The sequence below is a fragment of the Thauera sp. ZXT1-4 genome (assembly GCF_052598215.2).
Window position 1 is genome coordinate 17,308 of the sequence record NZ_JBQWSN020000034.1, and the last position, 10,414, is coordinate 27,721.

At 66.3% G+C, this 10,414-nt stretch carries 11 protein-coding genes; 6 read left to right on the forward strand and 5 right to left on the reverse strand.

Going from position 1 to position 10,414, the window contains the following annotated elements:
• Nucleotides 1-21 precede the first annotated feature (21 nt).
• The 4 genes from ACUH78_RS17045 to clsB all read left to right on the forward strand — a co-directional run bounded on the left by ACUH78_RS17045 (nt 22) and on the right by clsB (nt 3,616).
• Entirely contained in the window at nt 22-474 is a 453-nt protein-coding gene (locus ACUH78_RS17045) for a rhodanese-like domain-containing protein (RefSeq protein ID WP_418365442.1), read from the forward strand.
• Nucleotides 475-586: 112 nt separating this feature from the next.
• Nucleotides 587-1,687: a quinolinate synthase NadA gene (nadA, locus tag ACUH78_RS17050; protein ID WP_418365441.1), complete on the forward strand. Its 1,101-nt coding sequence runs from the start codon at nt 587-589 to the stop codon at nt 1,685-1,687.
• Nucleotides 1,688-1,712: 25 nt separating this feature from the next.
• Entirely contained in the window at nt 1,713-2,462 is a 750-nt protein-coding gene (locus tag ACUH78_RS17055; RefSeq protein WP_418365440.1) for an endonuclease/exonuclease/phosphatase family protein, read from the forward strand.
• Nucleotides 2,462-3,616 (forward strand): cardiolipin synthase ClsB, encoded by a 1,155-nt coding sequence (gene clsB, locus ACUH78_RS17060; protein WP_418365439.1) that lies wholly within the window; start codon nt 2,462-2,464, stop codon nt 3,614-3,616. The genes ACUH78_RS17055 and clsB overlap by 1 nt, the downstream gene beginning before the upstream one ends.
• A gap of 33 nt (nt 3,617-3,649) precedes the next feature.
• Here clsB and ACUH78_RS17065 read toward each other — a convergent pair whose 3' ends face one another.
• Together ACUH78_RS17065 and gluQRS are read right to left on the reverse strand one after the other, a co-directional pair.
• Entirely contained in the window at nt 3,650-4,075 is a 426-nt protein-coding gene (locus ACUH78_RS17065; protein WP_418365438.1) for a CoA-binding protein, read from the reverse strand.
• A gap of 9 nt (nt 4,076-4,084) precedes the next feature.
• Nucleotides 4,085-5,017 carry a tRNA glutamyl-Q(34) synthetase GluQRS gene (gene gluQRS / locus ACUH78_RS17070; RefSeq protein ID WP_445334131.1) on the reverse strand — a complete coding sequence of 311 codons (933 nt, stop codon included), beginning with the start codon at nt 5,015-5,017 and terminating at the stop codon, nt 4,085-4,087.
• A 154-nt stretch (nt 5,018-5,171) separates the two neighbouring features.
• On the opposite strand from gluQRS, the gene ACUH78_RS17075 reads away from it, so the two are divergent.
• Nucleotides 5,172-6,080, forward strand: a complete 909-nt coding sequence (locus tag ACUH78_RS17075) for a DMT family transporter (protein ID WP_445334130.1) — start codon at nt 5,172-5,174, stop codon at nt 6,078-6,080.
• A 54-nt stretch (nt 6,081-6,134) separates the two neighbouring features.
• Here ACUH78_RS17075 and ACUH78_RS17080 read toward each other — a convergent pair whose 3' ends face one another.
• Both ACUH78_RS17080 and ACUH78_RS17085 read right to left on the reverse strand, forming a co-directional pair.
• Nucleotides 6,135-7,070, reverse strand: a complete 936-nt coding sequence (locus ACUH78_RS17080; RefSeq protein ID WP_445334129.1) for a mechanosensitive ion channel family protein — start codon at nt 7,068-7,070, stop codon at nt 6,135-6,137.
• Between the two features lie 244 nt (nt 7,071-7,314).
• A complete protein-coding gene (locus ACUH78_RS17085) occupies nt 7,315-8,187 on the reverse strand; it encodes a hypothetical protein (protein ID WP_418365434.1) in 873 nt (290 codons plus the stop codon).
• An 812-nt stretch (nt 8,188-8,999) separates the two neighbouring features.
• Between ACUH78_RS17085 and ACUH78_RS17090 the strand changes: the two genes are divergently transcribed.
• A complete protein-coding gene (locus ACUH78_RS17090) occupies nt 9,000-9,893 on the forward strand; it encodes an STY4528 family pathogenicity island replication protein (RefSeq protein ID WP_445334128.1) in 894 nt (297 codons plus the stop codon).
• A 24-nt stretch (nt 9,894-9,917) separates the two neighbouring features.
• On the opposite strand, the gene ACUH78_RS17095 is transcribed toward ACUH78_RS17090, so the two are convergent.
• Nucleotides 9,918-10,414 (reverse strand): IS66 family transposase (locus tag ACUH78_RS17095; RefSeq protein WP_510497578.1); only part of this gene is annotated, 497 nt, incomplete at its 5' end.

Below are 10,414 nucleotides of genomic sequence, written 5' to 3' on the forward strand. Positions count from 1 at the left end.
ACATTTTAGACGGATGTTCGCATGGGAACCCTGTCGGACTTGTTGTCCCTTGCGCACGCACGTGCGGAAAACCTCGGGCTGCCGTACCCGGGTGCGCTGACGCCCGCTGAAACCTGGCAGGTGATGCAGCTCGCCCCCGGCGCCAAGCTGGTGGATGTGCGCACGCGCGCCGAACTCGATTGGGTCGGCCGGGTGCCGGGTGCGGTGGAGATCGAGTGGAAGTCCTATCCCTCGATGCAGGAAAATCCCAACTTCCTGGCCCAGCTCAAGCATCAGGTCGATCCCGAGGCGCTGGTGCTGTTCATCTGCCGCTCCGGCGTGCGCTCGGATTCGGCTGCGCGCCTCGCTACCTCGGCGGGCTATGCCAACTGCTACAACGTCCTCGAAGGCTTCGAGGGCGACAAAGACGCCAACAACCAGCGCAACCGCACTGGTGGCTGGCGCCATGCCGGCCTGCCTTGGTATCAGGGCTGAGCTGCAACAACTCCTTACCCGGCCCTGCGCGGCCCGGCCGAACCCGCCGCCGCGTGCAGGGTCCGACGCCCGTAACCCCGGGATTGTCCCGACCGGATCCGGATACCAGAACATGCAAGTCTCCACCATCAGCTTCGACCGCTTCAACGTGCTCGCCGACGACGAGGCGCAGGCGCGGATCCGCGCCGCGCGCGCGCGCCTCGGCGATCGCGCGGTGCTGCTCTGCCATCACTACCAGCGTGCCGATGTATACCAGCACGCCGACCTTACCGGGGACTCGCTCAAGCTTGCGCGCCTCGCGTCGCAGACGGACGCCGAGTTCATCGTGTTCTGCGGTGTGCACTTCATGGCCGAGGTCGCCGACATCCTGTCCAAGCCCAGCCAGATCGCCATCCTTCCCGATCTCGCCGCCGGCTGTTCGATGGCCGACATGGCAAGTCTGGCCAAGGTCGAGCGCTGCTGGCGCGAACTGGCCGAGGTGCTCGACAAGCCCGATGAGCTGATCACTCCGGTCACCTACATCAACTCCGCGGCCGACCTCAAGGCCTTCTGCGGTGAGCACGGCGGCATCGTGTGCACCTCGACCAACGCACCGACCATCCTCGACTGGGCGTTCGCCAAGCGCGAGAAGGTGCTGTTCTTCCCCGACCAGCACCTCGGGCGCTGGACCGGTTTCAAGAAGGGCATTCCGCTCGACGAGATGGTGGTGTGGGACCCCGACCTCGAGTACGGCGGGCTCACCCCAGAGCAGATCCGCAAGGCGAAGATCCTGCTGTGGAAGGGGCACTGCTCGGTGCACCAGATGTTCCAGCCGGTACACATCGACCGCTGGCGCGAGAAGCACCCGCACGGCTTCGTGATCTCACACCCGGAGAGCATGCTCGAGGTGTGCCAGAAATCCGATTACGTCGGCTCCACCGAGTTCATCCTCAACACCATCACCAACGCGCCGCATGACACCGAGTGGCTGGTGGGCACCGAGCTCAACCTTGTCAGCCGCCTCGCGGACGAGATGAAACCGCAGGGCAAGCTCGTCGAGTTCATGGCGCCCAACGTGTGCATGTGCTCGACCATGCAGCGTATAGACCCGCAGCATCTGGCGTGGACGCTGGAAAACCTCGCCGAGGGCAAGGTGGTCAATCAGATCAAGGTGCCCGAGCACGAGGCCGAACTCGCCCGGATTGCGCTCGACCGCATGCTTGCGGTTTCCTGATCCATAGCCACGGGGTCCGGCTGCGATGACGCTCAGGATCTGCAGCTACAACATCCACAAGGGCTTCTCGCAGTTCAACCGCCGCATGGTGGTGCATGAGTTGCGTGACCGCCTGCGCAGCCTGGACGCCGATCTTGTGTTCCTGCAGGAGGTGCAGGGCCTGCATCTGGGGCACCCGGCACGCCATCCGGACTGGCCACTCGAGCCGCAGCACGAGTTTCTTGCACAGGAGGCCTGGCACCAGACGGCCTATGGTGGTAACGCCGTCTACGACCATGGCCACCATGGCAATGCGATCCTGAGCCGGCACCTGATCCTGAGCTCCGCCAATCAGGACGTCTCCGATCACCGCTTCGAACGCCGCGGGCTGCTGCACTGCGAGGTCCAGTTGCCCGAGTTTGGCGGGCCGGTGCATTGCGTGTGCGTGCATCTGGGCCTGATGGCGGGCAGCCGGCGGCGACAGATGGCGGCGCTGGCTGAGCGCATGGAGCAGCTTGCGCCGGGCGACACGCCGCTGATCATCGCAGGCGACTTCAATGACTGGCGCAATCACGCGGACGAGTTGCTCGGGCGGCGACTCGGCCTGGCGGAGGCCTTCGGTGGCGGGCGCGGGCGGCCGGCGCGCAGTTTCCCGAGCGCATTGCCCTTCTTCCGCCTCGATCGCATTTATGTGCGTGGTTTCCGGGTGCGGCAGGCACAAGTGCATTACGGCGCACCGTGGGCACAGATCTCCGATCACGCCGCACTGACCGCCGATCTGGAGCCGATCGTCTGATGCAGTTTCTCGCCGGCAACGCCGTCGCGCTGCTGGAGAACGGCGAGCAGTATTTTCCTGCGGTGGAGGCAGCGATCGACCGGGCCGAACGCGAGATCTTCCTGCAGAGCTATATCTTCGAGGACGATGGCACCGGGCAGCGCATCGCCGACGCGCTGGCGCGTGCCGCCGGTCGTGGTGTGGCGGTGCGGGTGATGATCGATGGCTTTGGTGGCCGCAGCTTCGTTGCCCGCCTCCTTCCGCGCCTGCGCAGCGCGGGGGTGCAGGTGCTGATCTACCGCCGTGAGCTCAGGCCGCTGTCGCTGCGCCGTCATCGCCTGCGCCGTATGCATCGGAAGATCGTCACCATCGATGGGCGCGAGGCCTTCGTCGGTGGCATCAATGTGGTGGACGACTTCGATGCGGGTGCGCTTTCGCACCCGCGCTACGACTATGCAGTGCATGTCGAAGGACCCCTGCTCGAGCCGATCGTGGCTTCAGCGCAGCGCTTGTGGCGGCTGGTGGCCTGGGCGAGCTTCCGTCGACGTGACTCCCAGCCGCTGCTCGCGCCGCCGCAGACCGAACGGGTCGGGGGCATTCGCGCTGCTTTCGTGGTGCGTGACAACCTCCGCCATCGCCACGCGATCGAGGATGCCTACCTAGATGCGATCGCCAAGGCGCGTGAGGAAATCCTCATCGCCAATGCCTATTTCTTTCCGGGGCGGCGCTTCCGCCAGGCGCTCACGGAGGCGGCTGCGCGCGGCGTGCAGGTGACCCTGCTGCTGCAGGGGTTGTCGGACCATCCGCTGCAGGGTTATGCCACGCGTGCCTTGTACCCGGCCTTGCTCGCGCGTGGCATCCGCCTGTTCGAATACCACCGCAGCTACCTGCACGCCAAGGTTGCGGTGGTCGATCGCACCTGGTCGACGGTGGGGTCGAGCAACATCGATGCCTTCAGCCTGCTGCTCGCACGGGAGGCGAACGTGGTGATCGACGATGCGCGCTTCGCGTGCGAGCTGCGGGCAAGCCTGGAGCGGGCAATCTGTTCCGGCGCCCGCGAACTGCGCGCCTCGGACTGGCAGCGTCTGCCCCTGTTCCGCCGCGGTCTCAGCTGGCTGGCCTACCAGCTCGTGCGCATGGCCATCGGTGTGGCGGGCTACGGGGGCCTCCACTGAATCCTGCACGCGGATGGGCGCCACCCGCTTCACTCAGCGTCCGATCAGGCGCGCGTGCTCTATTTTGGTGCATAGATCGACGACGACCTGGAGTCCCGCTTCGGCCGCCCTCTGTGCCGCTTCGGGGGCGATCACGCCGAGCTGCATCCATACGCAGCCTGCGCCCACCGCGATGGCCTCGTCGACCACCGGCAGCACGTCCGAGGGCTTGCGAAATACGTCCACGACGTCGATCTTCACCGGCACGTCGCGCAGGCTCGGATAGCACTTCTCGCCGAGTACTTCCGCATATGCAGGGTTTACCGGAATGATCTTGTAGCCGGCCTTCTGCAGGTAGTGCGCGACTTCGTGACTGGGGCGATCGTGCTTGGCCGAGATTCCGACGATCGCGATTGTGCGGCTACCCTGCAGCAGCTTGCGGATCGCTTCCGGTTGCGCGCTGATGTCGTTCGGGTGCATTGGGTTACCTCATGAAAAGCCGGCTGCGACCGCCTGGCGGCGGCGCGGGACGGCGGTGATGGACCAGTTTGCACACGCCCACTGCCAGATCTCGGCAATGGGTGCGCGAGCGAGTGTGGAGGGGGGATTCTGGCCGAGAAATTCGAGGGCGGCCAGCAGCGCGGTGCCGGGTGGGAACGCGTCCACCGCACGCGCGAGGGTCTGCTTGGAGAGCTTTTCGCCCGCAGCATTGGTTGCCAGAGGCAGGTGGGCGTAGTGCGGGGGCGGCATGCCGAGCAGCCCGAGCAGGTGGATCTGGCGAGCGGTGGCGTCGAGCAGATCGGCTCCGCGCACCACGTGGGTGATGCCCGCATCGACATCGTCCACGACCACCGCGAGTTGGTAAGCGAACAGCCCGTCGGCACGCAGTACGACGTAGTCGCCGGCGTCGGCGGCGAGGTCGATCTCCTGTTCGCCCTGGATGCGATCGACGAAGCGGACCCGCCCCTCCGCGCGCACGCGCCACGCCCGTCCCTCGCGCCCGGGGGGAAGGCCACTACGGCAGGTGCCCGGATAGCGTCGCGAGCCATCGCGGGCCAGCGGCTGCCCGGCCAGTTCGCGGCGTGTGCAGGCGCAGGGATACGCGTGGCCCGCTGCCTTCAGTCGCTCCAGCGTGGCTTCGTAGGCGCTGGTTCGCTGGCTCTGCCAGACGATCTCGCCGTCCCATGCAAAGCCGAAGCGCTCGAGCGTATGCAGGATGCCCGCTGCAGCACCCGCCACCGTGCGTGGAGTGTCCACATCCTCGATCCGCAGCAGCCATTTCCCATCGTGGGCGTGGGCGTCGAGAAAGCTGCCCGCCGCGGCGATCAGCGATCCGAAGTGCAGCGCGCCGCTGGGCGAGGGCGCAAAGCGGCCGATGTAAGGCGCGCTGGGCTGGGCAGGCGGAAAACCGGCGAATGTCATGAGCGGGATCTTAGCATCGTGGCACACCGCCGCCGCCGAGGGGGATGCGATATGCTGCGCAGCCGCCCTCTACGGCACACGCGCGGATGAGGGGCTGGGTGCAGTGACCGGATGAAACCGGTCTGGCGCTTGATCGAAACAGCACAGGAAGCAGATGAGTACAGCTTCGCCCCGGGCGTCGCAGCCCGCGCACCATCGCTTTGAGGCAGATCTCGTCCTGATACTGACGGGCCTGATCGCTGCCGCGGGCTGGATTTTCTCGAAGGAGGCGCTCGTCGGTTTGCCGCCGCTGCTATTCATCGGCCTGCGCTTCGCAATTGCCGGGCTGGTTCTGGGTGCCTTTTCCGTGCCACAACTGCGCACCCTCGATGCGCATGGCCTGCGTAGTGGCCTGCTGGTGGGGGCGTTGTTTGCTGCGGGCATGGTGCTCTGGATCCTTGGCCTCTCGCATGCGCGCCATCTGGGCGAGGCGGCCTTCATCTCCAGTCTGGGGATCGTCGCGGTGCCCTTACTGGCGCGCGTGTTCTTCGGCGATCGCCCGCCGGCGAGCACCTGGTTCGCGCTGCCGCCGGCGCTGGCGGGCTTCGCCTGCCTCTCGCTCGATGGTGGTTTTCGCGTCGAGCCCGGGCAGTGGTTCTTCCTCGCCGCGGCGATGGTGTTCGCGCTCCTGTTCAACGTCAATTCGCACATCGTGCGCAAGGTGCCGGTACGGGCGCTGAGCACGGTGCAGATGCTCGTGGTCGGCGTACTGGTGCTGCCGCCTGCGCTGATGCTGGAGCAATGGCCCTTGCAATGGACGCTGCCGATGCTGGGTTGGCTGCTCGCCAGCGCGGTCGTCGCCACCACGTTGCGCTTCATGCTCCAGTTGCGCGGGCAGAGTCTCACCACACCCAGCCATGCGGCGCTGATCCTGATGCTGGAGCCGGTGTGGACCGCGATCGCTGCGGCCTGGTGGTATGCCGAAACCATGAGTGCTCTGCAGTTGCTTGGCTGTGGGCTGATATTTCTCGCGCTGGTGGCGAGCCGCTGGGTGTGGATTCGCGGCCTGCTCGGCGGGCGCTGAGATTTCCCCGGAGGCGTCTGTTTGCCTCGCCGTTGATCGTGCAATGGAGGACGCTCAGGCTGCGTCCTCCCGCAGGGCGCCCTCGTGTGCGCAAGGTGGCGCAACGGGGGCGCTGGCAAACGGGATGTCGCGCGCACGCAGGGCGAGATCGATCAGGCTGAAGACCTCGTCGCGGCACAGGGGCTCATGATCGAGTTGCGGGACCCAGTATTTGACTCGGTAGCTGATTCCCTGCGGGCCGTATCGCACCACCTGCACCTCGGCCGGCCGCTCTTCCACGATGCTCCGTGCTCCAGCGAGGGCGGCGCAGATCAGCGCCTTGGCCTCGGCCACCGGCAGATCCACCGGCAAGATGAGATCGGCGTGGTCACGGAACTCTTTGCGCGGGGCACTGAAGTTGGTGATGCGCTGCCGTGAGATCTGGCTGTTGGGCAGGATCATGTACGTGCTGTCGCGCGTGACCAGCCGTGTCGTACGCCAGCCGATTTCCTGGACTCTTCCCTGGCCGAGGGTTTCGATACGCACCCAGTCTCCCATACGAAAAGGTGCCTCGATGCCGAGTGCAATGCCCGAGAGCGTGTCGGCCACCACATTGCGGATCGCGAAGCCCAGGACTGCCAGAACCAGCCCTGAGCCGGTCAGAATGCCCGACAGGTCCCGGTTGAAGAACAGCGATAGGGCGACCAGCGTTGCGAATGCGAAAAGGAATACCCGAAGGAGGTCGAGCAGGACCTTGGGCACGGGGCGCTGTCCCTTTCTGCGCTGGGACAGGCGGAGGCTGATCAGGATCTGGGTCAGCTGCGCGGCGGCGAAGATCGTCAGTGCGATCAACGTGTTGCGCACGGGCTCCAGCCAAGCCTGTAGCGAATGCTCGGCAGGAAGGTGCTGGATCAGCGGTTCGGCGCACGCAGCTGCCAGCAACAGCAGGGTGACGCGGGTGGACGCGCGCAGCCAGGACGTGCGCGGTGCGGACGGATCGGGAGATTTCACCTCATCGTGCCTCAGGTCCAGAGCCCCTGCTCCCGCGCGGAGAAGGCAGAAGACCGTGTGTGTGAAGCCGGCCCATGGCCCAAACCCTGGCGAGGAGCACCCTGCGGGTCCCCGGGCCAACTGCGCCGGGGGCGGCAACGGCTGAGCCGAGGTTGTGCAGGCTCTTGCCCGGGTAGGCGGAGGCACACTTCGCGTGTGGTGAGCGTGCGTGGCGGTGGGCGGTTACGTTCATTTCGTCTTCTCCTCAACACACCGCCGGGCCGGCCCACCAGCCGCTCATCAGAGCTTCGGGTTTCTCTGGGGCGCTGACGCGGGCGCTGCTCTCCCAGGCCTCCACCTGCACGTCGAGGCCTGCGAAGACACCGTAGCCGGCGCCAGCGCGGATGGCCTCGCCTGCGCTCAGGCTTTCCCCGGCACGGATCGCCCCTGCGGCGCCGATTACTCCGCCGGCCTTGATGCCCCAGCCCGCCTCCAGGTGCAGGCCGACCTGGATCGAACCGCCTGCTGCAATGCCTTGGCCGGCACGCAGGCTGTTCGCCACTTGAATGTCACCGCCGGCTTGCAGGCCCTTGGCGCAACGTACGCCTTCATCCACCTGCACGCCGAGGCCGACGAAGGCATTGCCCGCGATACGCACGCGCCCGGTGCAGTGCAGGTCCCAGCCGGTGCGAAGCTCGCCGTCGCAGCGTAGGTCGCCCGTGCAGTCCACTCCCCAGCCTGCGCGCAGATCGCCTCCTACGCGCAGCCCGTCTTCGGCGCGGATGCTGCCTTCGATGCGCAAGTCTGCGCCGATGTGAATTCCGCCACCTGCGCGCAGGCCGCCGCCGGCATGCAGCGAGCGCCCGACGCGCACGACACCTCCCGCATCCACGCTGCCGCGTACCTCCAGCGTCCCGGCGAAGACGATCGCATCGGCCTCGATCGTGTCGAGCACGCGCACCTCGTCGGTGGGTCCGAACTGCTCCAGCAGCCAGCAGGCATCGCCCACCCGACCGGCTGCCACCATCTCGTCGAGCATGTTCTGATAGTTTCCGCCGTCGCCAAACTGGCGGACGAACCAACGGAATCCGTCGGTGCAGGGGCGCTTCGCCCTGACGAAACTGCGTGTGAGAACCATTGCATCACCCTCGTGCATCACTTGGCCGCGCCATGGCGCGGTGTCCTGGAGTGCAGCCGACGGGATGTCGATGAGCGGGGGGGGCCGAATGGACCGGTGCCGAACCGCGGATGCGGTCTTGAGGGGCGGGAGGCTGGACAGGAAGCCCGCAGCGGCTGCACGTTGAACGGGCGGCGCGGTGCGCGCGTCCCGGGCAAGTGCCGTGCGGGGGTGGGGCTTAGCCCCTTCGCTGGCCCCGCACGGCTTCAGAAAGCACGGCGGGAGACCCTGTGACCTTGAATGCGAGCTGGGTCGCGAGATCGCGCAGCGGTGACATCATGCTGCGCGCACGCACACGACCACCCGCGCGCAGTGGTGCGCGGCAACGGGCGAAGCGATGGTGGGCAGGCGTGGTCATGCGGCAGGCGATCGATGGGTAAAGCGGCATTGTAGGCCAGAACGCGGGCCGTGTCGCTTGCCGCCGGGGCGGCCGTGAAACCGGCCCCGGGCTTTGGGTGGATGCGCTGTACGTGAGGGGCTGGTGCTCAGACGTTGATCACACGTTTAAACGTTGATCGGTCGGCAAAGTCCCGTGAGCACTAGGTTTCGCGGAGAAATCGGGCCACGGCCTTTGCGGGAATCGCTGGAAGCACCCCCAGTTGTACCCCCATAGGGGTATCGGGATGATAGATCAGTCTGGATGCCGGGGCCAGCGCTGCGCCTGCCGGATAAAACGGGTATGGCGCAGACCGCATTGTTGGCTGACGCCTGGAGCAGTACGCGATGAGATGCAGGGGAACGGGCCGCTGTGGCCCATACCTTGGAGAATTCTCATGGCAGGCCATCACACCCGCCACAATCCGCTGGGGCAAGATGCCCTGTTCACTACGCCGGCATCGCTCATGCTCGATGCCCGCCTCACGCCGTTGGAGCGCAACGGCTGGCAGGTTCTGCGCATGCTGCGTTCTGCGGAAGGCATCAGCCCGCTGGCAAATCTCGGGCAGTTGCGTCGCTATCTCACCTCCACCCCGCTGGGGCAGAGGGCCGGGTACGAGACGGCCCGGCGCGTCCTCGTTGTGCTTCGGCTGACGGGCTGGATCAGCCGGGTAGGCCAACACCGCGATCCTCTAACCGGCCATGTGCTCAGCGAGCTGTATCAGGTTCACGAAAGCGCCCTGCACTTCCAGCAGGCCTGCGCGCTCGATGCCAGTCTGTCCGCGCTTCTGCAAGCCTCCATCGGCCACGAAAACAACCAGGTGGATCGGGTGGCCGTCCACATTCAGGCAACGCTGGCGCAGGCACCTGAAGCCGCCTCCATTGCGACCCGCGATCAACTTCACGACGACGATGATTTGCCCCCGACGCCGCGATCGCAGGCGAGCGAGGCAGCCGACCCACTGCCATTGTCTGGCGATTCCGCTGGCAGCACGCTTGTTCCGCAACAGACCGAACACGCTCGCCACATGACGGCTGAGCGGGGCAGTACGTATAAGACGTATATGTATAAAAAAGAACGTACGTACCTCGCGCGCGAAAGCGACGGCGATCCGGCATCGCAGTCGGTGAGCTTGCCGCCTTGCCTGAGCAATGCCCAGGCAGATCAGCAAAAAGACGTGCAGGTCCCAGGTGCAGATGCAGCCGGATCTGCACGATTCGCGACGGGTCCGACATCAGGCGCTCGATCACGCGCGACAGATGGAACAGTTCGAGCGAGCTTGCGCGGTTGAGGGCTTCGAGGGTGGCGGGGTCCATCAGGGCGCGGGCTTCCAGTTCATCGGCAGCAGTTCATCGAGCCGGTCCATGCGGTGCTCAGGCAGGCGCGTGAGCACATCCTTCAGGTAGGCGTAGGGCTCAACGCCGTTCAAGCGCGCGGTTTCGATCAGCGAGAGTGCCACGGCGGCGGCCCGTCCGCCACGTGGGCTGCCGGCAAACAGCCAGTTCTTCCTCGAGATCGCCACCGGTCGCATCGCGCGCTCGGCGGTGTTGTTATCCGGCGCGAGGAGACCGCTGTCGGCAAACACGGTGAGCGCCGTCCAGTTCGACAGCGCATAGGCAAATGCGCGCCCCAGCGGCGAGCGCGGCAGCAGCGTCGGGTGGTGATGGGTGAGCCAGCGGTGGAACGCGGTCAGCACTCGCCGGGTGCGCCCTTGGCGCACGCGCAGGCGCACGTCCGGGTCAGCCTCGACCAGGCGACGCTCGATGCGGTAGATCAGCCCGATGAAGCGCAACGCGTCATCGGCCAGCCCGG

Excerpts from the sequence above, each read along its gene's own strand:
- ACUH78_RS17055 (WP_418365440.1), top strand. The coding sequence starts at position 1,713 with ATGACGCTCAGGATCTGCAGCTACAACATCCACAAGGGCTTCTCGCAG.
- ACUH78_RS17075 (WP_445334130.1), top strand. The coding sequence starts at position 5,172 with ATGAGTACAGCTTCGCCCCGGGCGTCGCAGCCCGCGCACCATCGCTTT.
- clsB (WP_418365439.1), top strand. The coding sequence starts at position 2,462 with ATGCAGTTTCTCGCCGGCAACGCCGTCGCGCTGCTGGAGAACGGCGAG.
- ACUH78_RS17090 (WP_445334128.1), top strand. The coding sequence starts at position 9,000 with ATGGCAGGCCATCACACCCGCCACAATCCGCTGGGGCAAGATGCCCTG.
- ACUH78_RS17065 (WP_418365438.1), bottom strand. The coding sequence starts at position 4,075 with ATGCACCCGAACGACATCAGCGCGCAACCGGAAGCGATCCGCAAGCTG.
- nadA (WP_418365441.1), top strand. The coding sequence starts at position 587 with ATGCAAGTCTCCACCATCAGCTTCGACCGCTTCAACGTGCTCGCCGAC.
- ACUH78_RS17085 (WP_418365434.1), bottom strand. The coding sequence starts at position 8,187 with ATGGTTCTCACACGCAGTTTCGTCAGGGCGAAGCGCCCCTGCACCGAC.
- gluQRS (WP_445334131.1), bottom strand. The coding sequence starts at position 5,017 with ATGACATTCGCCGGTTTTCCGCCTGCCCAGCCCAGCGCGCCTTACATC.
- ACUH78_RS17045 (WP_418365442.1), top strand. The coding sequence starts at position 22 with ATGGGAACCCTGTCGGACTTGTTGTCCCTTGCGCACGCACGTGCGGAA.